The sequence below is a fragment of the [Mycobacterium] manitobense genome (assembly GCF_025821665.1).
Lineage (GTDB): Bacteria > Actinomycetota > Actinomycetes > Mycobacteriales > Mycobacteriaceae > Mycobacterium > Mycobacterium arseniciresistens.
Genome location: NZ_JACKSJ010000047.1, coordinates 41,697 through 62,083, shown reverse-complemented (window position 1 = coordinate 62,083; position 20,387 = coordinate 41,697). Strand labels below are relative to the sequence as shown.

25 protein-coding genes and 3 tRNA genes are annotated in these 20,387 nt (G+C 67.9%); 14 read left to right on the top strand and 14 right to left on the bottom strand.

The annotated features are described in order from the left end of the window. Position 1 precedes the first annotated feature (1 nt). A complete protein-coding gene (locus H7I41_RS06250) occupies positions 2-988 on the bottom strand; it encodes a magnesium transporter CorA family protein (RefSeq protein WP_264011701.1) in 987 nt (328 codons plus the stop codon). 105 nt (positions 989-1,093) lie between these two features. On the opposite strand from H7I41_RS06250, the gene usfY reads away from it, so the two are divergent. Together usfY and H7I41_RS06240 are read left to right on the top strand one after the other, a co-directional pair. Beyond that, entirely contained in the window at positions 1,094-1,402 is a 309-nt protein-coding gene (usfY, locus tag H7I41_RS06245; protein WP_276008348.1) for a protein UsfY, read from the top strand. Between the two features lie 106 nt (positions 1,403-1,508). Next, positions 1,509-1,904 (top strand): PPOX class F420-dependent oxidoreductase, encoded by a 396-nt coding sequence (locus H7I41_RS06240; protein ID WP_264011699.1) that lies wholly within the window; start codon positions 1,509-1,511, stop codon positions 1,902-1,904. Between the two features lie 30 nt (positions 1,905-1,934). Here the strand turns inward: H7I41_RS06240 and H7I41_RS06235 are convergent, their stop codons facing one another. Together H7I41_RS06235 and H7I41_RS06230 are read right to left on the bottom strand one after the other, a co-directional pair. Continuing rightward, on the bottom strand, positions 1,935-2,522 hold the full coding sequence (locus tag H7I41_RS06235) for a TetR/AcrR family transcriptional regulator (protein ID WP_264011698.1): 588 nt from the start codon (positions 2,520-2,522) through the stop codon (positions 1,935-1,937). A 3-nt stretch (positions 2,523-2,525) separates the two neighbouring features. Then, positions 2,526-3,221, bottom strand: a complete 696-nt coding sequence (locus H7I41_RS06230) for a crotonase/enoyl-CoA hydratase family protein (RefSeq protein ID WP_264011697.1) — start codon at positions 3,219-3,221, stop codon at positions 2,526-2,528. Positions 3,222-3,329: 108 nt separating this feature from the next. On the opposite strand from H7I41_RS06230, the gene H7I41_RS06225 reads away from it, so the two are divergent. Next, positions 3,330-3,464 carry a hypothetical protein gene (locus tag H7I41_RS06225; RefSeq protein ID WP_264011696.1) on the top strand — a complete coding sequence of 45 codons (135 nt, stop codon included), beginning with the start codon at positions 3,330-3,332 and terminating at the stop codon, positions 3,462-3,464. A 4-nt stretch (positions 3,465-3,468) separates the two neighbouring features. Here the strand turns inward: H7I41_RS06225 and H7I41_RS06220 are convergent, their stop codons facing one another. The 3 genes from H7I41_RS06220 to H7I41_RS06210 form a co-directional block, all read right to left on the bottom strand. Then, complete coding sequence (locus H7I41_RS06220; protein ID WP_264011695.1) at positions 3,469-4,419, bottom strand: DUF8453 domain-containing protein; 951 nt, start codon at positions 4,417-4,419, stop codon at positions 3,469-3,471. A 172-nt stretch (positions 4,420-4,591) separates the two neighbouring features. After that, positions 4,592-5,632 (bottom strand): phospholipase effector Tle1 domain-containing protein, encoded by a 1,041-nt coding sequence (locus H7I41_RS06215; RefSeq protein ID WP_264011694.1) that lies wholly within the window; start codon positions 5,630-5,632, stop codon positions 4,592-4,594. A gap of 438 nt (positions 5,633-6,070) precedes the next feature. Continuing rightward, positions 6,071-6,784, bottom strand: a complete 714-nt coding sequence (locus tag H7I41_RS06210; RefSeq protein WP_264011693.1) for an MBL fold metallo-hydrolase — start codon at positions 6,782-6,784, stop codon at positions 6,071-6,073. 127 nt (positions 6,785-6,911) lie between these two features. Between H7I41_RS06210 and H7I41_RS06205 the strand changes: the two genes are divergently transcribed. From H7I41_RS06205 to rplA, 11 genes are all read left to right on the top strand, one after another. After that, positions 6,912-6,984, top strand: a tRNA-Thr gene (locus tag H7I41_RS06205). Between the two features lie 44 nt (positions 6,985-7,028). Beyond that, positions 7,029-7,102 (top strand) — tRNA-Met (locus tag H7I41_RS06200). Between the two features lie 38 nt (positions 7,103-7,140). Next, positions 7,141-7,308 carry a 50S ribosomal protein L33 gene (rpmG, locus tag H7I41_RS06195; protein WP_163733413.1) on the top strand — a complete coding sequence of 56 codons (168 nt, stop codon included), beginning with the start codon at positions 7,141-7,143 and terminating at the stop codon, positions 7,306-7,308. 51 nt (positions 7,309-7,359) lie between these two features. Continuing rightward, complete coding sequence (hadA, locus tag H7I41_RS06190; protein ID WP_264011692.1) at positions 7,360-7,839, top strand: (3R)-hydroxyacyl-ACP dehydratase subunit HadA; 480 nt, start codon at positions 7,360-7,362, stop codon at positions 7,837-7,839. After that, on the top strand, positions 7,826-8,254 hold the full coding sequence (hadB, locus tag H7I41_RS06185; RefSeq protein ID WP_264011691.1) for a (3R)-hydroxyacyl-ACP dehydratase subunit HadB: 429 nt from the start codon (positions 7,826-7,828) through the stop codon (positions 8,252-8,254). Before hadA ends, hadB begins: the two co-directional genes overlap by 14 nt. 12 nt (positions 8,255-8,266) lie before the next feature. Continuing rightward, a complete protein-coding gene (hadC, locus tag H7I41_RS06180; protein ID WP_264011690.1) occupies positions 8,267-8,788 on the top strand; it encodes a (3R)-hydroxyacyl-ACP dehydratase subunit HadC in 522 nt (173 codons plus the stop codon). A 157-nt stretch (positions 8,789-8,945) separates the two neighbouring features. Next, positions 8,946-9,018, top strand: a tRNA-Trp gene (locus H7I41_RS06175). Positions 9,019-9,094: 76 nt separating this feature from the next. Continuing rightward, positions 9,095-9,568 carry a preprotein translocase subunit SecE gene (secE, locus tag H7I41_RS06170; protein WP_264011689.1) on the top strand — a complete coding sequence of 158 codons (474 nt, stop codon included), beginning with the start codon at positions 9,095-9,097 and terminating at the stop codon, positions 9,566-9,568. A 52-nt stretch (positions 9,569-9,620) separates the two neighbouring features. Beyond that, positions 9,621-10,439: a transcription termination/antitermination protein NusG gene (nusG, locus tag H7I41_RS06165; protein ID WP_302912762.1), complete on the top strand. Its 819-nt coding sequence runs from the start codon at positions 9,621-9,623 to the stop codon at positions 10,437-10,439. A gap of 36 nt (positions 10,440-10,475) precedes the next feature. Next, entirely contained in the window at positions 10,476-10,904 is a 429-nt protein-coding gene (rplK, locus tag H7I41_RS06160; RefSeq protein ID WP_264011688.1) for a 50S ribosomal protein L11, read from the top strand. A 132-nt stretch (positions 10,905-11,036) separates the two neighbouring features. Continuing rightward, entirely contained in the window at positions 11,037-11,744 is a 708-nt protein-coding gene (gene rplA / locus H7I41_RS06155; protein ID WP_264011687.1) for a 50S ribosomal protein L1, read from the top strand. A gap of 74 nt (positions 11,745-11,818) precedes the next feature. On the opposite strand, the gene H7I41_RS06150 is transcribed toward rplA, so the two are convergent. The 8 genes from H7I41_RS06150 to H7I41_RS06115 form a co-directional block, all read right to left on the bottom strand. Continuing rightward, the gene (locus H7I41_RS06150) at positions 11,819-12,706 is read right to left on the bottom strand and encodes a UTP--glucose-1-phosphate uridylyltransferase (RefSeq protein WP_264011686.1); all 888 of its coding nucleotides are present in this window, start codon (positions 12,704-12,706) and stop codon (positions 11,819-11,821) included. Positions 12,707-12,777: 71 nt separating this feature from the next. Next, entirely contained in the window at positions 12,778-13,992 is a 1,215-nt protein-coding gene (locus H7I41_RS06145; RefSeq protein WP_264011685.1) for an RNA polymerase sigma factor, read from the bottom strand. Between the two features lie 6 nt (positions 13,993-13,998). Further along, positions 13,999-14,700, bottom strand: coding sequence for a YciI family protein (locus H7I41_RS06140; RefSeq protein ID WP_264011684.1), 702 nt, complete (start codon positions 14,698-14,700; stop codon positions 13,999-14,001). A gap of 142 nt (positions 14,701-14,842) precedes the next feature. Continuing rightward, the gene (locus H7I41_RS06135) at positions 14,843-15,739 is read right to left on the bottom strand and encodes a cyclopropane mycolic acid synthase family methyltransferase (RefSeq protein WP_264011683.1); all 897 of its coding nucleotides are present in this window, start codon (positions 15,737-15,739) and stop codon (positions 14,843-14,845) included. A gap of 188 nt (positions 15,740-15,927) precedes the next feature. Then, on the bottom strand, positions 15,928-16,797 hold the full coding sequence (locus H7I41_RS06130; RefSeq protein ID WP_264011682.1) for a cyclopropane mycolic acid synthase family methyltransferase: 870 nt from the start codon (positions 16,795-16,797) through the stop codon (positions 15,928-15,930). A 129-nt stretch (positions 16,798-16,926) separates the two neighbouring features. Beyond that, a complete protein-coding gene (locus H7I41_RS06125) occupies positions 16,927-17,775 on the bottom strand; it encodes an alpha/beta fold hydrolase (protein ID WP_264011681.1) in 849 nt (282 codons plus the stop codon). A 122-nt stretch (positions 17,776-17,897) separates the two neighbouring features. Next, positions 17,898-19,295, bottom strand: a complete 1,398-nt coding sequence (locus tag H7I41_RS06120; protein WP_264011680.1) for an ABC1 kinase family protein — start codon at positions 19,293-19,295, stop codon at positions 17,898-17,900. Between the two features lie 59 nt (positions 19,296-19,354). After that, positions 19,355-20,356 carry an oxygenase MpaB family protein gene (locus tag H7I41_RS06115; protein WP_264011724.1) on the bottom strand — a complete coding sequence of 334 codons (1,002 nt, stop codon included), beginning with the start codon at positions 20,354-20,356 and terminating at the stop codon, positions 19,355-19,357. Positions 20,357-20,387: the final 31 nt, after the last annotated feature.

Sequence of the window (20,387 nt, the reverse complement as noted above, 5' to 3'; positions counted from 1 at the left end):
ACTACAGCCAGTCCCGCCGCTTGAACATCACGTACAGCACGCAAACCAGCACTACGATGATCGCCGAACTGACGACGAAACCCTGCACCGTCTCGATGCCCGGATACTGCACGTTCTGACCGTAGAACCCGGTGATGGCGGTCGGTACCGCGATGATCGCCGCCCAGCTGGTCAGCTTCTTCATCACCGCGTTGAGGCGGGCGTCCTGCAGGGACAGATTCGTCTCGAACACCGTGGTGACCATGTCGCGCAACGACTCCGTCCACTCCGACGCCCGCAACACGTGGTCGTAGAGGTCGGCGTAGAGCGGGTCGAGTTCGGGGCTGGTCTTCGCGTCGATCCTGCGGTGCTGGATCGAGTTGACGACCTCGCGCATGGGCAGCACGACGCGGCGCAGTTCCACCAGGTCTTTACGAAGCCGGAACGTCCGCTGCTGCAGTCCACGGCGCGGCCCTTCCTCGTCGAAGAGCTCGTCCTCGAGCGATTCGATGCCGTCGTCGAGCGCCTGCACCGCGGCGAAGTGCCCGTCGACCACGACGTCGAGCAGCCCGTGCACGAGCGCGCCGACGCCGTGCTGCTGCCCGCCGAGCTCGTCGAACCGCAGTGAGACGGCGTCGATGTCGATCTCCGGGGGCAGCCGAATCGTGACCATCGCGCGGGGCAGCACGAAACCCGAGATGCGATGGGTCTGCAGCGTCGAGGCACTGTCGTCGTCGGGCTCGGCACGCGACACCGCGTACACCGTGAAGAAGGTGTGGCTGGGATAGACGTTGGCCTTGGTGCGCTCGGATTCGGCGACAGCGTCCTCCACCGCCCACGAATTGAGGCCCAGTTCCTCGGCCAGCTTCGCGAGGTCGTCATGATCGGGTGCGTAGACGTCCACCCAGACCAATATGTCCTCGTCGGCGAGGTAGTCCGACAGGGCGGAGAACTCGAAACGATCCTGCGGTTCGCCCTGCCGCCACAACCGGCCGCGGATGTCGGTCACGGATTCATCATGTCAGCCGGGTCGATGTCCGTCGTGCTCCGCGAGCACCCTCGACTCTCGTGAGCAGCGGTGTAACCTGGATCACATCTCTCGAAGGGAGATGCGATGAAAAATGCGCATCAGGATCCTGCGGATCATTCCCGTACCTGTCAGCCCCATGCCGGCGAATCCATGATCGACACCCTCTGGTTCCCCGGACTGGTGTTGATCGCCATCGGCGTCGTCGGTCTGGCCGCGATCGTGGCGTCGGCCGCCTACGGCAATACCCAGTGGGTGCTGCCGCTCGCATTGGTCACCGGCGCCGCGGTGACGGCCGGGGGCGGCCTCATCGCGCTGGAGCACCGGCGGGTGCTGCGCGTCGAGCGCCTCTGGCTGTCGAAGCAGGCCGACGCCGACCACCCGAAGGCCGCCTGACCGAGCGCCGAAACTGCGCGCAGGGCTGTGAAGCCGCGCGCTTGACGACCGTGCGCGCAGTCTCGACGGCGAGGGCCTCTCATCCTGCGCACCTACGATGGCCGCCATGGCCCAGCACCTCGACCGCCTCGGCGCGGAGAAGTTCGTCTCGCTGACGACGTTCAAGCGCAACGGGGACGCGGTGGCGACGCCGCTGTGGCTCGTCACCGACGGCGGACAGCTGGTGTTCTGGACCCCTGCCGACTCGTGGAAGGTCAAGCGGCTCCGCCGCGACGCCCGCGTCACCATGGCGGCCTGCAGCCGGAGCGGCAAGGTCCGTCCGGGCGAACAGACCGTCGCCGGACGCGGCGAGGTGGTCGAGGACGCCGCCGAGGTCCGGCGCGTCGAAGGCCTGTTCCGGCGCAAGTACGGACTCGGGTACCGAGTGGTGACGGGGATCGAGCGGCTGATCCGGAGCGGCCACAGCCGGCGGGCGCTGATCCGGGTGAACGTCGACGGCTGACGCCCCGCGAGCGTGCGCGACGGAGATGAGCTAGGCCGCGAAGCCGGCCAGCAGCGAGCGCACCCCGAGCCGCCACCGCCGTTCGATCGACGGGGCCGGGCCGAGCCAGCGGCCGGCCTCCTGGACGGCGAGGCCCTGCGCGAGGGCGAGCAGCACGTGCGCGATGTCGGTCGGGTCGCCGGCGAGCAGTCCGGCGTCGACCGCGCGCTGGATCCGGCCGACGAACTCGTGGCGCACCGACGCGCCCGCGGCGAGTTCGTCGGGCCCTGGCTCGAAGTCGGCGAACGGCCGGGAGAACATCACCTGCGCCAGCCGCGGATAGGCCCGGCAGAACAGCCGGAACACCGGCACCAGCCGCTCGATGTCGGCCAGCGGTTCGACGCTCGGCGGGACCTTCGCCAGTTCGGCGCCCAGCACGCGGAAGCCTTCGAAGAACATCGCCCGGACGAGTCCCGCCTTGTCCGTGAAGAGTTCGTACACCGCGGGCACCGACGTGCCTGCGCGTTCGGCGACGCGGCGGGTGGTGAACCGCGTGAAGCCCTCCTCGTTCAGCGTCGCAACGGCGACCGCGAGCAGGTGGTCACGCAGTTCGGGCGTGCGCTGCTTCGCCCTCGGCACGGCTCACCCGCCGAACTCGGCGGCCAACCCGTCGATGCCGGCCCGGACCGCGGCGAGCGCGTCCTCGCGGGCCTTGAGCTTGCTGGCCAGGTGGGCCTTCAGGTGCAGCGTCGCGGCCGCCTCGGTCGCGACCTCCCGGGCGCGGGGCAGCACCTGATCCTGCTCGACGATCTCGTCGAGCCAGCCGCCCGCGATCGCCGCGTCGCCGGCGAAGGTCGCGGCCATCGAGATGCCACGTTGGAAGGCCGCGCGGGTCAACCGCAGCCGCATCAGTTCGATTGCCGCGATCGGCAGCACCATGCCGATCGCCACCTCGTTGGCCTGGCACCGCGTGCGCGGGGATCCGATCCGGTGGTCGCCTGACAGCAGCAGGAACGAGCCCATCGCGATGGCCGGCCCGGTCGCGGCCATGATCACCGGCTTGGGGAAGGTGAGGCAGCGCACCGCCAGCTCGAAGCCGCCCGCCAGCATGTCGAGGGCGGCCTGCGCGTCGCCGGATGCGAACACGGCGAGGTCGAAGCCCCCGCTGAACAGCTTGTGGTTGCCCGCGAGCACGACGGCCTTCGAGTCGTCCTGCTCGGCGCGGTCGAACGCCTCGTTCAGGTTCTGCTGCATCGCCGGCGACAGCACGTTCGCCTTGCCGTCGTCCATGACGATCGTCGACACCGAATCGATGAGGTCGTAGTTCACGGTAGTCATCGGACGCATGTTACGTAACGATGTTACGAAAGGCCAGTGCGCCCTGACCTCGGGTGGGGTAGTTTCTTACGCGTGGCGGTCGAGGCTTGCGGCCATAGCGTCCGGAATATGCGAACACACCGGAAGCGCAGTCAGGCCGAGGCGGCCGAGCGCGAGACGACCAAGCGCCGCAACCCACGTAGCCGGCGAGGAGTGCCCCCGCTGAGCCTCTGGGAGGTCGGCATCGGCGCCGTCTGGAAGTAGCCGGCTACCCGCCGTTGCGGTGGTGGCGACCGGCCGCATCACGCGCGGGCACCATCACGCCGTCATGCGCGGGTGCCCCGTCGTGGTCGTGTGCGCCGCCGTTCACAGGTGCCCTGTCGTTGACATGTGTCCTGTCGCGCGCCGCTGCGCCGTCCCGGTCGATCCACGGGAAGTCCAGCACCGTGGTCTCGTCGAGCTGCTTGTTGCGCCACCGGTCCTGGTTCTCCTGCGCGGCGCGGTTGACGCGTTCGATCTCGGCGCGCAGCACGTCGGCCCTGGTTTCCTTCGACGCGTAGTGCAGGTAGTTGAGCACGCTGCGCAGCAGTTCGAGCTTCTGCCGTTCCTGGCGGGCCAGGTCGTGCGTCGTCATCAGTTCCAGGCGCGGCACCGGCTGCAGCGTCGCCCAGTCCAGCACCACCCGGTTCTGGAATTCGCGTCTGCGGCGCCAGGCGCGGCCCTTGTCGGCGCCCTCCGGCCGCGCGCGGTCGTGGTAGATCACCACACCGTCGAAGCGGGAGCGGATCGAGCCGCCGAACTCCGCCCGGTCGCGAGCCGAGTCCCACACCGTTCGCCATTCCTGGCCGGGGGCGAGCACTGTCAGTTCGCTGGGCAGTTGCAGTTCGACGATCTCCGGCAGCGACTCGTCGTAGCGTTCCTCGTACTTGGCGACGGTGGGCGGGTGGGTGAACTCGAACCGGACGTCGTGGGCGGCGGTCTGGCCGAAGTTGCGCACGACGAGTTCGATGATGTGCCAGTCGGCGGGGTGCTGCTCCATGAACACCGCGACATGGGGCCTGACCTGGTCGGCCTTGCGCTGGTGGTGCTGCCGGAGCTGACGGTGCAGGTAGACGAGCGCGACGATGCCGAGCACCAGTGCGGCCCACGCGGCGATGGTCAGCCAGCCCGCCGACCCGAGACCGGTGAGGTCCCGCCAACGGTTCTCAATCCATTCCACCGTGCCCCCAGGTGTTCGTCATCGACGCCCCGGACCATACAGCTTCGCTGCCACCAACACAGCAACCGACCAAACCGTTGCTGAACGACGGCCGAGAGTCATGATCACGTTACCCCGGCAGTGACCCGGATGTGCGGTTTGTCCAGCCGGCGACCGCCGGTCGACGGGCGGCTCAGGCGGTCAGGAGTTCGGCCTCGACCGGCTCCGGGGCCGCGGCCTTCGCCGGTGCGGCGGCCGGCGCCGCCATCGGCATGAGCCGTTCACCGCGCGCCAGCCATTCGCGATCCGCCCATGCGAGGCGTGCGGGCAGGCGGCGCCAGTACTGCGGATGCGATCGCAGGTAGACCTCGACGCTGGCGTGCACGTCCGCATCCAGCGGCACCCGCCGCAGTGAGAGCATGTGTGCGCTGCCCGCCAGAGGATCGGCGACGCAGGGTGCCGGGACGCGATGGCGTCCGCCGTCCCGCACCGCCAGGCCGGCATGCACAGCGCCGTCGAGCACCCAGTCGAGCGCGATGTCGGCCAGCGGCCAGCAGGCGCCCTGCACGCCCGCGACGTCGCAGTGCGCGCCGCGGAACCACACCTCGTCGACCCCGGGCGAGTCGATGCGCTCGCCCGACAGTCCACCGTCGATCGCGACGGCGTGCCTGCCGGCGGCCACGTTGGTCAGCGGCCCCGTCGTCGCTGCCACGCCTGGCACGCGGACCATGTCGAAGAGCCCGACGAAGCGCACCGGCACCGCGACCTCCGAACCGCCGGCGAGCCCGGCGGCCAGCGCGCGCACCCGCTGCCATTCCTCGCCGGTGCGCCGGGTGCGCGGCAGCGCGAAGGCGGCCAACAGGTAGTCGAGCAGGTCCTCGTGATGGTGTTCGGGCAGGCCGAGCACGTCCAGCAGCCGGACGAGTTCGCGGGCGCACGAGGCGCCTCGGCCCGCGCCGAAGAGGTAGACGTCGTCGCCGGGTTCGTAGGTGCCTGCCAGGAACTCGTAGGCCTCCACGACGGTTGCCCGGGCCTGCTCGGCGACGTGTCGGCGCCGTTGCCGGGGGCTCAGCCGCTCGCCGATGCGCGTCGACGCGGCGACGGTGCCCGGGTGGTACCAGTTGAGCTGGCCGCTCGTGGCGTCGAGCAGCCGGAACAACGCCCGGGCGTTGCTGGCGTCACGCAGTTGCAGCTGCTCCTGAGCGTGGTCGAAGCAGAGCACGATGTTCTTCACGTCGATCCCCCGGACCTAGCGTCTTCGTTGCTGACAAATAGTTTGCCCCGCTCCAGCACGCCGTGTCACGTGTATTGCACTACTTCTTCGCATTCATCAACGGATTCTTGCGATGACAAGTCTCTCGACCACGGTATCCACGGTGGATTCCGGGAGATTTCGCGAAATCGAGGTCCGCCCAGCGTCGTTGCGAGCGCAGGCACAGGACGACCGCTACGGTTCCGCGGAGTTCGCTGTCGAATCTGTTCGGCCCCGCTGTGCCATACCGGCCGCGGGCACCTGGCGGCGACCCCGAATCGGTCGGCGGCGCGGCAGGCGCCACGCCGCGCCGGAATGCCTCACATGTTTTGCCGACCGGCCGTGGACGCGTCGCGTTGCGGCGATCAGAAGAGGCGGGAAGGAGCCGGCCCGCCGGGCCTGACGGCGGGGTGACCGGCGTCAGCCGCCCATCAGCATGCGCCACTGGTCGAGGTCGCTCGCCCGGTACACGTAGTTGCTCCGCTTGACGTCCGACAGCGGCGCGCTGGGCTCCTCCGAGTACCAGTGGCCGGGGAACACGACGGGATCACCGGACAACCCGGCGAGCGCCTGCAGGCTGCGGAACATGTCGTCGGCGTTCCCCCCGGGGAAGTCGGTGCGGCCACAGCCGTCGAGGAACAGCGTGTCGCCGGCGACCAGGCGGCCGTCGAGCAGGAAGCACTGGCTGCCCGGCGTGTGGCCCGGGGTGTGCAGCAGTTCGATCTCGACGGCGCCGACGTCCACCTTGTCGCCGTGCTCGTGTGCGGTGAGGTCCGACATCGGGATGCCGGTGACGCGCGAGACCCAGTCCGCCTCGTGGGTGTTGACGTGCACCGGGACGCTGACCCGTTCCATCAGTTCGGCCAGGCCCTTGAGCGTGAAGCCCATCATCGTGCCGCCGACATGGTCGGGGTGGTGGTGGGTCACCAGCACCCCGGACAGGTGCATGCCGTCGGCTTCGAGCGCGTCGACCAGGTCGCCTGCGGCGTACGCGGGGTCGACGACCACGCAGTCACCGGTCTCACGGTCACCGATCAGGTAGGCGAAGTTGCGCATCTGCGTCGCGATCATGTCGCCCGCGGCGAAGTCACGCCCGGACAGCAGCTGGCGGAAGTAGAGCCGGTCGGATCCCATCGCTCAAGATTAGGGTGCTGGAAAGCCGACCTCACGACGGGCAGTGACCAGCGGTTTGGCGACGACGAGGGGCAGACTGTACTCTCTTTAAGGCCCGCGGCACGACGCTGTTCACTGCCGGGGACAGGCCCCCTTAGCTCAGTCGGTAGAGCGTTTCCATGGTAAGGAAAAGGTCAACGGTTCGATTCCGTTAGGGGGCTCGGTGGACACCGGGCGAGCCAGACAGTCGACCGGTTCGCCGGATGGCGGTGTAGCTCAGCTGGTTAGAGCGCACGACTCATAATCGTGAGGTCGGGGGATCGAGCCCCCCCACCGCTACAAGCAAGTACGAGACGTTTCGACGAAGGACAACTGACGTGGCCTCAAGTACCGACGTACGGCCCAAGATCACCTTGGCCTGCGAGGTGTGCAAGCACCGTAACTACATCACCAAGAAGAACCGCCGCAACGACCCCGATCGGCTGGAGATCAAGAAGTTCTGCCCGAACTGTGGCACTCACCGTGCACACAAGGAATCGCGCTGACCGATCCACTGATTCGTCATCGGTGAGTCGCACTAGGTAGGTTCAATACTCGTGTCTTTCTTGGACGACTACGTCGGGACCCATTTCCGGTACCCCGACTCCTATGTGGTCGGCCGGGAGAAGATCCGCGAGTACGCCGTCGCCGTCAAGAACGAGGACCCCGCCTTCTTCGACGAGAAGGCCGCCGCGGACCTCGGCCACGACACCTTGCCCGCACCGCTGACCTTCATCTCGGTGTTCGGCTACCAGGCGCAGTCGGCCATGTTCGCCGCCGCGGGGATCGGCATCACCGACGCCCAGATCGTCCAGGTCGACCAGGTGCTCAAGTTCGTCAGGCCCATCATGGCCGGCGACACGCTCTACTGCGACGTGTACATCGACTCGATCCGCAAAGCGCACGGCACCGACATCATCACCACCAGGAACATCATCACCAACGACAACGGTGACATCGTTCAGGAGAGCTACACCACCCTGGCGGGGCGTAGCGAAGAAGACGGAGAGAGTGGCTTCAGCAATGGCACTGCGTGAGTTCAGTTCGGTCAGCGTCGGCGATCAACTCCCGGAGAAGGTGATCCCGCTGACCCGCGGGGACCTCGTCAACTACGCCGGCGTGTCCGGGGACCTGAACCCGATCCACTGGGACGACGAGATCGCCAAGCAGGTCGGGCTGGACGTCGCGATCGCGCACGGCATGCTGACGATGGGCCTGGGCGGCGGCTACGTCACCTCGTGGGTCGGCGACCCCGCGGCCGTCAAGGAGTACAACGTGCGGTTCACCGCCGTGGTGCCGGTGCCCAACGACGGTAAGGGTGCCGAGATCACCTTCAGCGGACGGGTGAAATCCGTTGAGCCCGAGTCGAAGTCGGTGACCATCGCACTCTCGGCCACGTCCGGCGGCAAGAAGATCTTCGGCCGCGCCATCGCCACGGCGACGCTGGCGTAGGCGGTATCGGTCATGGCACTCAAACAGGACATCCGCGGAGTGATCTGGGAGTACCCGGACACCTTCGTCGTCGGCCGCGAGCAGATCCGGCAGTACGCCGGCGCCGTGAAGGCCGACGACCCGGCCTCGCACGATGAGGCCGCGGCCGCCGAGCTCGGCCACGACGCGCTCATCGCGCCGCCGACCTTCATGTCGATCTTCGCGGTGATGATCCAGCGGCACTTCTTCCAGAACAACGACCTCGGCATGGAGACCATGCAGATCGTCCAGGTGGACCAGAAGTTCCTGTTCCACCGGCCGATCGTGGCCGGCGACGCGTTGCGCGGGAAGCTCTACGTCGTGTCGGTGGACGAGCGGTTCGGCGCCGACATCGTCACCACCCGCAACGTGCTGACCGACCCGACCGGCGCGGTCGTCCAGGAGTCGTTCACCACGCTGATGGGTCACGAGGGCGACAACTCGATCTCCGTGAAGTGGGATCCGGAGACCGGGCAGGTGGTTCGCACGGCCGACACCGAGCCGGCAGCGGATTAGTAAGTGCGACCGGCGGCACGCTACACTCGGACTTCGGGGTTTTCCCAGTCCAGCGCGCTGTCCGTCGGTATCAGATCGACCGAACGGGGAGCGCGCAAATTGTGTGAGCCCCGCAGGTCAGGACGGTGATGACGACGTCAACCCTGTCGTCGCCTGAAGGGGCGTAGCTCAACTGGCAGAGCAGCGGTCTCCAAAACCGCAGGTTGCAGGTTCAAGTCCTGTCGCCCCTGCTCAACTGAATACTCGACAAGTGTGGACACTGGTAGGTGTGCACCCCGATGACAACCCGGACAAGAGGAGCGAGCGGTGAGCGACGAGCGCGACAGTGCCGGCTCCCCTGACGACGGCGCAGGCGCCGGCCTTGACGCCGGCACCGACAGCGGAAAGAGCGCAGACACCCGCGGCCAGACTGCGGTGGCCACCAGGCCGCTGCGGCCCACCGGGAAGCGTTCACGGCGACCGGTCGGCGACGTCGACGGCGCCGACACCGACACCGCTCCGGAGACCGACACCGGCGACCTCAAGGACGGCAACGGCCCCGGCAAGAAGACCGTCAGGAAGAAGAAGGAACCGGGTGGCTCACGCAATCCCTTCCTCTACGTCCTGAACTACCTGAAGCAGGTCGTCGCCGAGCTGCGCAAGGTCATCTGGCCGAACCGCAAGCAGATGGTCAGCTACACCTCGGTGGTGCTGGTCTTCCTGGTGTTCATGGTCGCGCTGATCTCCGGTGCGGACTACGGCCTCGGCCGGCTGATCGGACTGGTGTTCGGCGCCGACTGACCGGGCCGCGCGCCGGCACGAAGAACTGAAGTACGAGAGAGGAAAGACAACCGTGACGAGCTTCGAAGGCGATACGCCCTCGGCTGTGTCCGAGGCGCGCGTCGAAGCTGCGGACCCGGCGACCGTGATCGCAGACGAGGCCGCCGAGTCTCTCGAGCAGACCACCGCCGCCGAGGCTGTAGAGGACACGACCGCCGAAGAGGTGCCCGCCGCCGAGGAAGCCGCGCCCGCGGAGCCCGAGGAGGACGAGGACCCGGCCGTCGCGCTGAAGAAGGAACTGCGGCTGCAGCCGGGCGACTGGTACGTCATCCACTCCTACGCCGGCTACGAGAACAAGGTGAAGGCCAACCTCGAGACGCGCGTGCAGAACCTCGACGTCGGCGACTACATCTTCCAGGTCGAGGTGCCCACCGAAGAGGTCACCGAGATCAAGAACGGCCAGCGCAAGCAGGTCAACCGCAAGGTGCTCCCGGGCTACATCCTGGTGCGCATGGAGCTCAACGACGAGTCGTGGGGCGCGGTGCGCAACACCCCCGGTGTCACCGGCTTCGTCGGCGCCACCTCGCGGCCCTCGCCGCTGTCGCTCAACGACGTGGTCAAGTTCCTGCTGCCGCCCGCCGCGGCCAAGAAGCCCGGCAAGGCCACCGCAGGTGCGGGTGCGTCCTCGTCGGAGGCCACGATGGAGCGGCCCGAGATCCTGGTCGACTTCGAGGTCGGCGAATCGGTCACCGTGATGGACGGCCCCTTCGCGACGCTGCCCGCGTCGATCAGCGAGGTCAACGCCGAGCAGCAGAAGCTCAAGGTGCTGGTGTCCATCTTCGGCCGCGAGACACCCGTCGAACTGACCTTCACCCAGGTCGCCAAGATCTAAGAACCACACAGAAGAGAAGAAAAGGACAGCACAGTCATGCCCCCGAAGAAGAAGGTCACCGGGCTGATCAAGCTGCAGATCCAGGCCGGGCAGGCCAACCCCGCCCCGCCCGTCGGTCCTGCGCTCGGCCAGCACGGCGTCAACATCATGGAGTTCTGCAAGGCGTACAACGCCGCGACGGAAAGCCAGCGCGGCAACGTCATCCCCGTGGAGATCACCGTCTACGAGGACCGCAGCTTCACGTTCGCGCTGAAGACCCCGCCCGCCGCCAAGCTGCTGCTCAAGGCCGCCGGTGTGCAGAAGGGCTCGGCCGAGCCGCACAAGACCAAGGTCGCCAAGGTGACCTGGGATCAGGTGCGCGAGATCGCCGAGACGAAGAAGGCCGACCTCAACGCCAACGACGTCGACCAGGCCGCCAAGATCATCGCCGGCACCGCCCGGTCGATGGGAATCACCGTCGAGTAGTTCGACGTTGGTTCTGCACTGAGGGCGCAAAAGTTCGAGAGAGCTCCGCCCTGAGCGCAATCTCAACGCAGGAAAGCGTGGGAGAGCTGGCATCGGCTCGTGAACCACGACCTCTGAATCAAGGAGACACCAATGAGCAAGAACAGCAAGGCATACCGCGAAGCCGCGGAGAAGATCGACCGCGAGAAGCTGTATTCGCCGATCGAGGCCGCCAAGCTGGCCAAGGAGACGTCGTCGAAGAAGCAGGACGCCACCGTCGAGGTGGCCATCCGGCTGGGCGTCGACCCGCGTAAGGCCGACCAGATGGTGCGCGGCACCGTCAACCTGCCGCACGGCACCGGCAAGACCGCCCGCGTCGCGGTGTTCGCGGTCGGCGAGAAGGCCGAGCAGGCCATCGCCGCCGGCGCCGACGTGGTGGGCAGCGACGACCTGATCGAGAAGATCCAGGGCGGCTTCCTCGACTTCGACGCGGCGATCGCCACGCCCGACCAGATGGCCAAGGTCGGCCGCATCGCCCGCGTGCTCGGCCCGCGTGGCCTGATGCCCAACCCCAAGACCGGCACCGTGACGCCCGACGTCACCAAGGCCGTGCAGGACATCAAGGGCGGCAAGATCAACTTCCGCGTCGACAAGCAGGCGAACCTGCACTTCGTGATCGGCAAGGCGTCCTTCGACGAGAAGTCGCTGGCCGAGAACTACGGCGCCGCGCTCGACGAGATCCTGCGCGCCAAGCCGTCGGCGTCCAAGGGCCGCTACCTGAGGAAGATCGTCGTCTCGACGACGACCGGACCCGGCATCCAGGTCGACCCGGGCGTCACCCGCAACTTCGCGGAGGCGTAGGCCCAAGATTCGCGACTGTGAACGTCACGACGCTTTCGGGCCGAATTCGTCGTGACGTTCACACTCGTGGATGATCAGTTGCCTTCGGCGAGCCCGCGCAGCAGCGGCCCGTAGGTCGGGTGCGCGAGCGCGGAGGCGAACTGGGCCACCAGGTAGTCGCCCGGATTGCCGGTGTCATACCAGCTGCCCTGGATGACCTGCCCGTAGACCGCGCGGTCCCTGGCGTAGGCGTTGATCGCGTCGGTCAGGTAGACCTCGCCGGTCCGGTGCTCGTACCAGCGCTTGGTCTGCTGGCGCAGTTCGTCGATGACGCCGGGAGTGATGACGTACCCGCCGATGGCCGCGTACTCCGATGGCGCATCCTCGGGCTTGGGCTTCTCGACCAGGCCGGTGATCCGCAGCAGGCCGTCGTCGAGGTCCTCCTTGACGATCGGCACGCCGTAGCGCTGGGAATCCTCGGCAGCCATCGGCAGCAACGCCAGCACCGGGCACGACGTCTGCGCGTAGGCCCGCATCAGCTGCTGGGCGCGCGGCACCTCGGCGACGAACACGTCGTCGGGCCACAGCACCAGGATCGGCTCGTCGCCGAACGCGCGCGCGGCGTTGAGCACGGGGGTGCCGTTGCCGTAGGGCCCGTGCTGGTCGAGGTAGGTGATGTGGCCGGCGGCCGAGAGCTGCCCGACCTCCTCGACGGCGTCGGCGTAGGCGGTCTTGCCGTCGTTGCGCAACTGCTCCACCAGCGCCGGGTTGGGCCGGAAATGGTCCTGGATCAACGACTTGCCGCCCGACACCACGATGGTGATGTCGGTGATGCCGGAACTGACGAGTTCGCGGACCGTGTGCTCGATGACCGGCTTGTCGCCGACGGGCAACATCTCCTTGGGGATCGCCTTGGTCAGCGGAAGCAGCCGGGACCCGAGACCGGCGGCGGGGATCACCGCCTTGCGAATGGTGCTGCCCATGATTCTCCTTCTCGATCGCGTGCTGCCTTCATACCGTCCGCTACCCCGGCGCGCTGGTCAACCCGAGAACATCAGCCGCCACACTCGGCGACGCGGCGGCGCAGAAAGGCCCGTGCCGGTTCGGAGCCGTTCACGGCGAGCGCGGCGCGGTACCAGTGCAGGGCCTCGTCGGTCCGCCCGCACCGGCGCAGCAGGTCAGCGCGAATCACGGCGAGGGTGTTCGACCGGGTCCACCGGGGATCGGCGGCCACCGCGTCCAGTTCGGCGAGACCCGCTGCAAAGCCGTCCCGGAAGCCGATGGCCAGCGCGCGGTTGGCCCGCACCACCGGTGAGTCGCCGACCGCGAGCAACCGGTCGTAGGCCGTGCAGATCGTCACCCAGTCGGTCTGCTCCCACGTCGGCGCGGTCGCGTGCAGGCCCGCGATCACCGCCTGCGGCAGATACTGCCCGCCGGATCCGGCCGCGCGGCGCAGCCGCTCCAACCCCGCTGCGATCTGGCCGCGGTCCCACCGGCTGCGGTCCTGCTCCTCGAGTGGCACCAGCGCGCCCGCCGCGTCCACCCGGGTGCGGCGCCGCGAATCGTGCAGCAGCGTCAGCGCGGCCAGCGCCTGGGCGTCGCGCTCGGCGGGCATCAGGTCGCACACCTCGGCGGCCAGGCGGACACCCTCGCCGCAGAGTTCGTCGCGGATCGCCGACGGCCCCGCCGTCGACCAGTAGCCCTCGGTGAACACCGAGTAGATGCAGGCCAGTACGTGCGGGGTGCGCTCGGCCAGCAGTTCGGCAGGCGGCACCCGCAGCGGGATGTTCGCGCTGCGAATCTTGTTCTTGGCGCGCGTGATCCGCTGACCGACGGCGGCCTCGGACTGCAACAGGGCGCGGGCGATCTCAGCGACCGTGAGGCCCGAGATCAGCCGCAGCGTCAGCGCCAGTTGCGACAGCCGGTCCAGCGCCGGGTGCGCACAGGTGAACATCATCCGCAGTTCGTCGTCGCGCACCCGGTGCGCAGGAGCGTCCGCCCGGGCGTTCATCTCATCGACCACCGCGGCGAACTCCTTCCCCGAACGGGCCGATTCGCGGCGGAGCCGGTCCAGCACCCGGTTGCGGGCCACGGTGGTCAGCCACGCCCCGGCGTTGTCGGGCACGCCGTCGCCCGGCCACCTCCGCAGCGCCTCGGCGCAGGCCTCCTGGACGGCGTCCTCGGCGATGCCGAGGTCTCCCGACCACCGCGCGAGCGCGGCGACGGCAGGGCCCCATTCCCGCCGGAAGACGCCGTCCAGGTCAGTCATGCAGTGTCAGAGGTCGGAGACGCCGACCAAGCGGTGCAGATGGACCGTGGTGGCGGGGATCATCGAAGCGATCTTGACGGCCTCGTCGCGGTCGGTGGCCCGCAGCAGGTAGAACCCGCTGGCCACCTCGGCGCCCTCGGCGTACGGACCGTCGGTCAGCAGCAGCTGGCCGTCGCGCACCCGCACCGTGGTCGCCGTGCTCGGCGGGTGCAGCGGCGCCCCACCGAGGATGTGCTCACCGGCGTTCCGCCCGAATTCCGCGTGCCGGCACTCGCCGCTCTCCCACTCCTCGGTGCCGGGCGTGCACGGCTGGTCCGCCGGTTCCAGCAGCAGCGCGAACCAGTCGCTGCCGATGCGCTCGGTGGGCGACTCCCAGCCGACCATCGGCCACACCTCGACGGCGCCCTCCTGGCAGGCCGGGATCCTGCGGGCGATGCCCAGCGCATCGTCGAGGTCGTCGGCCTCGAACACGTAGTAGCCGCCGGCCACCTCCGCCCCCTCGGCGAACGGACCGTCGGTGACCACCGGGTGATCGGGTCCGCCGGTGATGCGGACCGTGGCGGCCGATCCGGCGAGCGCGTCGCCCGCCTTGATCGCCGCACCGGCGCTCGCGTGGAATTCGGTGTAGGCGGCCATGATGGCGGCCTGGGTCTCGGCGTCGGGCTCCTCGGTGGCCTCTGGTCCCAGCAGCAGGGTGAAGTAGTGCATCGGTGACGACCTTCCCGGTAGCGAGTGCAACCCTTCTGGTTCCACTCTCTACTGTGTCGACGAACGCCCGCGCCGGGATCCGACACATCACGCAAAAAATCCCCCGACATCGGTCGGGGGATCTTTGCGGTGACGGGCCGGGTCAGGCCGCGGCGCCGGGCTTGAGATAGGTGACCAGGCTGACGTCGATGCTCTCGTCGACGAAGTAGTACTGCGCGCCGCGCAGGTACTTCATGTAGCGGTGGTAGTTCTCCTCGTCGGTCGCCGCGATGGCCTCGTCCTTGTGCTGCTCCAGCTTGGCGGCCCAGATACCGAGCGTCTTGATGTAGTGGTTGCGCAGCGACAACGTCTCGGGCACGACGAAGCCGGCCTTCTCGCCGTGCTCGACCATCATCGGGGTGCTCGGGAGCCGGCCGCCCGGGAAGATCTCGGTGAGGATGAACTTGACGTAGCGGGCCAGCTCGAAGGTCAGCTTCTTCCCGCGGGCCTGCAGGTCGTCGGGGTGGTAGCCGACGCTGCTCTGGATCGTCATCCGGCCGTCGTCGGGCAGGATGTCGAAACACGTCTTGAAGAAGTCGTCATAGCGCTCGAACCCGAAGTGTTCGAAGGCCTCGATCGACACGATGCGGTCGACCGGGCTGTGGAACTGCTCCCAGCCCTGCAGGCGGACGTCGAAGGTCCGGTTGGTGTCGAGCTTGCCCAGCAGCTGGTCGCAGTAGGCCTGCTGGTTCTTGCTCAGCGTCAGGCCGATGACGTTGACGTCGTACTTCTCCATCGCCCGCTGCAGCGTCAGCCCCCAGCCGCAGCCCACCTCCAGCAGCGTCATTCCCGGCTTGAGGTCCAGCCGGTCGAGGTGCTGATCGACGTTGGCGATCTGCGCCTCGGACAGCGACACCTCGGGACCCGTGAAGTACGCGCAGCTGTACTTGCGTGTGGGGTCCTGGAAGACGCCGAAGAAGTCGTCGGACAGGTCGTAGTGGGCCTGGATGTCCTCGAAGTGCGGCCGCAACTCGGTATCGGTGTTCGTGTTCTCAGGCATGGTTCGTGCGTGGCCTTCCTCGCGACAGGTCGTCTGCATAGCTCCCGCGTCGGTCGCGTTGTGACCGCACGCTACTCCCGATTCTGGGCGTCGACTGGCGAACCTACAGCGTGTCGCACACCCGGCGACGACCCGGTGTCTGGAGCCGCCGACCAGCTAGCAATCAGGAGTTTGCTGGATGTTTGTGATCACTTCTCCAACGTGAACTGGCAAACGTCGGTGTAACCCTTCCGGAACGCGTCCGCGCAGCCGGTGAGGTAGTGCATGTAGCGGTCGTAGACCTCTTCGGACTGGATCGCGATCGCCTCGTCCCGGTGGGCCTGCAGCGCGTCGGCCCAGCAGTCCAGCGTCCTGGCGTAGTGCGGCTGCAGCGACTGGGTGCGGGTCAGGTCGAAGCCGGCCTTCTGGCCGTGCTCGCCCACGAGTTCGATGGTCGGCAGATAACCGCCGGGGAAGATCTCGGTGAGGATGAACTTGATGAACCGGGCGACCGAGAAGGTCAGCGGGATCTTACGTTCCACCATCTGCGGGATGGTCAGCGCGGTGATCGTGTGCAGCAGCATCACACCGTCGTCGGGCAGCACGCTGTATGCCCTGGTGAAGAAGTCGTCCCAGCGGTCCTTGCCGAAGTGCTCGAATGCGCCGATCGACACGATCCGGTCCACCGGCTGGTCGAAGTCCTCCCAGCCCTGCAGCAGCACCTGCTTGGTACGCGGGCTGTCGGACTCGGCGAAGATCCGCTCGACGTGCGCGTGCTGGTTCTTGCTCAGCGTCAGGCCGATGACGTTGACGTCGTACTTCTCGACGGCGCGCATCATCGTGTAGCCCCAGCCGCAGCCCACGTCGAGCAGCGTCATGCCCGGCTGCAGGCCGAGTTTGCCCAGCGCGAGATCCACCTTGGCGTGCTGGGCCTGCTCGAGCGTCATGTCGTCGCGTTCGAAGTACGCGCAGCTGTACATCTGGCTCGGGTCGAGGAAAAGCCGGAAGAAGTCGTCGGACAGGTCGTAGTGCGCCTGGACGTCCTCGAAGTGCGGCTTCAGTTTGCCCGCTGGGGACATGGTGGTGCCTTTCTGGCCGTTCTGGGGTTTGCCGGCGTCGCCGATGACGGTGCAACAACCCCTTGCACTCGACAGGGAATCGTATCCGATCGGTCCGTCGCGGGCCGAATCGAGAAGCGCCGCCGCTGGTCAGGGACTCTCGGCGAAGGTGGTCTTCAACTCGCCCACCACGTCGTCCCACAGCTCTTTCGGGAGCTCGTGGCCCATGCCGTCGAACAGCACCAGGCGCGCCCCGGGGATGGCCCGCGCGATGGCCTTGCCGCCGTACGGGCGCATCAGCTTGTCGGCCTTGCCGTGCATGACGACCGTCGGCGCGGTGATCTGCCGGTCGTAGTGGCGCAGGCTGCCGCTGCCGGTGATCGCGTTGAACTGCCGCGCGATGCCCTGCGGGTAGAACGCGCGGTCGTAGAACGCGACGGCGTCGGCGCGCAGATCCTCGTCGGAGGAGCGGTAACCAGGGCTGCCGATGATCTTGCTGACACGGATCGAGTTCTCGATGATGACGTCGCGCGGGGAGTTCGGCGAGGGGCCGGTGATCACCGCGAGGAGCTGCTGCGGCCCGGGCGGCGGCAGGCACGCCTGATTGTTGCTGGAGAAGATGACGGCCAATGTCCTGGTGCGCTCCGCATGACGGGCGGCGAAGATCTGCGCGATCATGCCGCCCATCGAGCCGCCCACGATGTGCGCCCGGTCGATGTCCAGGTGGTCCAGGAGCGCCGCGGCGTCGTCGGCCATGTCCTCGAGCGTGTAGACCGACGGGCTGCGGAATCCCAGGAATGACCGCACCATGTTGCCGACCTGCGAACCCTTGGTCCGCCGGCCGTCGAGGTGGCTGGACAGTCCGACGTCGCGGTTGTCGAACCGGATCACCCGCAGACCCTGGTCGACGAGCTTCTGGCAGAACCCCTCGCGCCAGAAGATCAGCTGCGCGCCCAGGCCCATGATCAGCAGGACGGCGGGATCGTTCGGGTCACCCATGTCCTCGTAATAGATTTCCAGCTCACCAGAATTGATCCCCGAGTCGGCCCCCTGCCCTTCGGGCGGGAGGTACCCCCGCCGCTCCTGCCCGCCGACGCCAGCCTTACCGGAACGGATCTCCACTACGCCTCGACCTCTTCGGTTGTCGGCTCCTCGCGCAAGCGCTCGTCGGCAGCCTTCTCTTTGTGCTCGCGGCTGATGTCGACCATGAAGTTGGCGAAATACCCGGTCAGCTGCGGGTCGCTCATCATCTGCCACTTCGGTGCGAGCAGCTTCATGTAGCGCTCGACGTAGAGGAACTGCTTGCCGATCAGCACCAGCTCACGGGGCAGTTTCACGTCGTAGGCGTCGGCCAGCGTCGACAGCTGCTTGCCGATCTCGGCGTAGCTCATGTCGCCGAGCGACTTCATGGTCAGAGGCGTGGCGAACTTCTCCAGGTCCTTGGCGGCCTCCGCCTCGGGCTTCATGGTGCCGACGGCGCCCATCAGCACGACGATCTTGCCCGCGGCGGCGTGGTCCTTGGTGACCAGCAGCGCGTAGACGAGCTCGCGCAGCAGCCAGCGGGTCCGCGGGTCGATGCGGCCCATGATGCCGAAGTCGAGGAACACGATCTTGCCGTCGTCGTCGACGAAGAGATTGCCTGCATGCAGGTCCCCGTGGAACAGCCCGTGCTTGAGGCCGCCCTCGAAGAGGCTGAACATCAGGGCCTTGACCAGCTCGGTGCCGTCGAAGCCCTTCTTGCGGATCGCCGCGGCGTCGTCGATGCGCACGCCGGTGACGCGTTCCATGGTCAGCACCCGCTCGCTGGTGAGGTCCCAGTACACCTGAGGCACCCGGATGTTCTCGCCCAGCGGCGAGGCGTGCATGTGCGACACCCACGCGTCCATCGACTGTGCCTCCAACCGGAAGTCGAGCTCCTCGGCGAGGTTGTCGGCGAAGTCGGCGACGACGTCCTGCGCGCTGAGCCGCTGACCGAGCTTGGCGAACTCGACCAGGCGGGCGCCGCGCTTGAGGATCTGCAGGTCGGCGGCGACGCGGCGGCGGATGCCGGGCCGCTGGACCTTGACGACGACCTCCTCGCCGGTGTGCAGCGTGGCGTAGTGCACCTGGGCGATCGAGGCCGAGGCGAACGGGGTGGGGTCGAAGGACTTGAACAGCGTGGCCGGGTCACCGCCGAGTTCCTCGCGCAGCAGTGTGGCCACCTGTTCGGCGTTCGCCGGGGGCACCCGGTCGAGCAGGCTGCGGAACTCCCGGGACAGCGGTTCGCCGAACGCGCCGGGGCTCGACGCGATGATCTGGCCGAACTTGACGTAGGTGGGCCCGAGGTCGGCGAACGTCTGAGGGATCTGCTTGACGACCTTCTCCTGTAGGGAACCGCGACCCGCCAGCTTGCTGACGACGCGTGCGCCGGTGCGGGTGATCTGCCAACCGGTGACGCCGACGCGGGCGGCCTCCATGGGCAGCGGCACCCGGTCCAGCTTGGCGACCTCGCGGTGCTGGGTCTTTCGCGTGACACTCATAACGGCCAGTGTCTCAAAATCGGCGGGCAGGCGAAAAAGCGTGTGCAGCGGGTCACAGCTCAGGCGAAGGTGCGTTCGACCTCGGCGCGGCTGCGCTGCGGGTCGCTGCCCGGCACGTAGGCCGGCTCGGTGTGGGGCGCCAGCGCGGGATCGACGCCGCCGGCGACCCGTGCCTGCGCCTGCTCGAACTCCGGCGCCGGGCCTGCGGCGGTGTGCAGGCCGTTGATCACCGTCCACACCATGGCGCGCCGCGCGGCGCGTTCGACGGGGTGCGGGTCGCGGTGCTGGATCAGCTCCTTCCCCCACCGCGGCATGGTGTCGCGCACCGCCCAGTTCAGCGCGCTCTGCGGCATCGGCAGGTTCGGGCCGGTGGCCAGTGCCGTGCCGTGGGTGACCGCGAGCCGGGGCAGGTAGGACTTCAGGCAGTCGAGCGTCTCGGCCTTCGTCGACGGCAGGTCGGTGCCGCCGAGGGCGTGGCCGACGCGCACGAATTCGCCGTAGTAGCGGTCGATCTTCCTGCCGCGCAACGGGTTCGGGTGGTAGAGCTCGTGGGCGGTGGCGATTCCCCAAACCACGGTGGCGTAGTTCCAGCGCAGCCAGTCGGGGTCGTCGGCGTCGTAGGCGAGACCGTCGGGCCGGACCCCCTTGATGGTGTGGTGCATGGACCGCACGGTGGTGGCGAGTCGTTCTGCGGTGTCGGTGGAGCCGTAGGCGGTGCCGATGAAGAAGGCAACCGAGTGGCCGAGCCGCACCGAGGCGCCCTTCGGGTCGATCTCGGGGCGCGCCACCCCGTCGGCGTCGCGCTTCACCAGCCGGGAGTGGTGCATCCCCATCCAATAGATCGACGGGTCGAGCCGCTCCATGTACGCGGCGCACTGCAGGCCGAAGATCATCGCCTCGAGGTGGGAGTGCACGTGCCACACCGCGCTGCCGGGACCGAACCAGCCGGGATCGCCCGCCGGTCCGGCGAACTCCATTCCGCGGAAGAAGTGCCTGCGGACGTCCTGGTTGAACTGGCGATTGAGCCGGTTCTCGACGATCTGTCGGGGCAGCAGGTCCATGGTCGGCCCTCCGGGTCTGGTCACGTGTGTG

Coding starts and splice junctions, on each gene's coding strand:
- usfY (WP_276008348.1), top strand. CDS start 1,094: ATGAAAAATGCGCATCAGGATCCTGCGGATCATTCCCGTACCTGTCAG.
- H7I41_RS06240 (WP_264011699.1), top strand. CDS start 1,509: ATGGCCCAGCACCTCGACCGCCTCGGCGCGGAGAAGTTCGTCTCGCTG.
- H7I41_RS06230 (WP_264011697.1), bottom strand. CDS start 3,221: ATGACTACCGTGAACTACGACCTCATCGATTCGGTGTCGACGATCGTC.
- H7I41_RS06225 (WP_264011696.1), top strand. CDS start 3,330: ATGCGAACACACCGGAAGCGCAGTCAGGCCGAGGCGGCCGAGCGCGAG.
- H7I41_RS06210 (WP_264011693.1), bottom strand. CDS start 6,784: ATGGGATCCGACCGGCTCTACTTCCGCCAGCTGCTGTCCGGGCGTGAC.
- hadB (WP_264011691.1), top strand. CDS start 7,826: ATGGCACTGCGTGAGTTCAGTTCGGTCAGCGTCGGCGATCAACTCCCG.
- hadC (WP_264011690.1), top strand. CDS start 8,267: ATGGCACTCAAACAGGACATCCGCGGAGTGATCTGGGAGTACCCGGAC.
- rplK (WP_264011688.1), top strand. CDS start 10,476: ATGCCCCCGAAGAAGAAGGTCACCGGGCTGATCAAGCTGCAGATCCAG.
- rplA (WP_264011687.1), top strand. CDS start 11,037: ATGAGCAAGAACAGCAAGGCATACCGCGAAGCCGCGGAGAAGATCGAC.
- H7I41_RS06150 (WP_264011686.1), bottom strand. CDS start 12,706: ATGGGCAGCACCATTCGCAAGGCGGTGATCCCCGCCGCCGGTCTCGGG.
- H7I41_RS06145 (WP_264011685.1), bottom strand. CDS start 13,992: ATGACTGACCTGGACGGCGTCTTCCGGCGGGAATGGGGCCCTGCCGTC.
- H7I41_RS06140 (WP_264011684.1), bottom strand. CDS start 14,700: ATGCACTACTTCACCCTGCTGCTGGGACCAGAGGCCACCGAGGAGCCC.
- H7I41_RS06135 (WP_264011683.1), bottom strand. CDS start 15,739: ATGCCTGAGAACACGAACACCGATACCGAGTTGCGGCCGCACTTCGAG.
- H7I41_RS06130 (WP_264011682.1), bottom strand. CDS start 16,797: ATGTCCCCAGCGGGCAAACTGAAGCCGCACTTCGAGGACGTCCAGGCG.
- H7I41_RS06125 (WP_264011681.1), bottom strand. CDS start 17,775: ATGGGTGACCCGAACGATCCCGCCGTCCTGCTGATCATGGGCCTGGGC.
- H7I41_RS06120 (WP_264011680.1), bottom strand. CDS start 19,295: ATGAGTGTCACGCGAAAGACCCAGCACCGCGAGGTCGCCAAGCTGGAC.
- H7I41_RS06115 (WP_264011724.1), bottom strand. CDS start 20,356: ATGGACCTGCTGCCCCGACAGATCGTCGAGAACCGGCTCAATCGCCAG.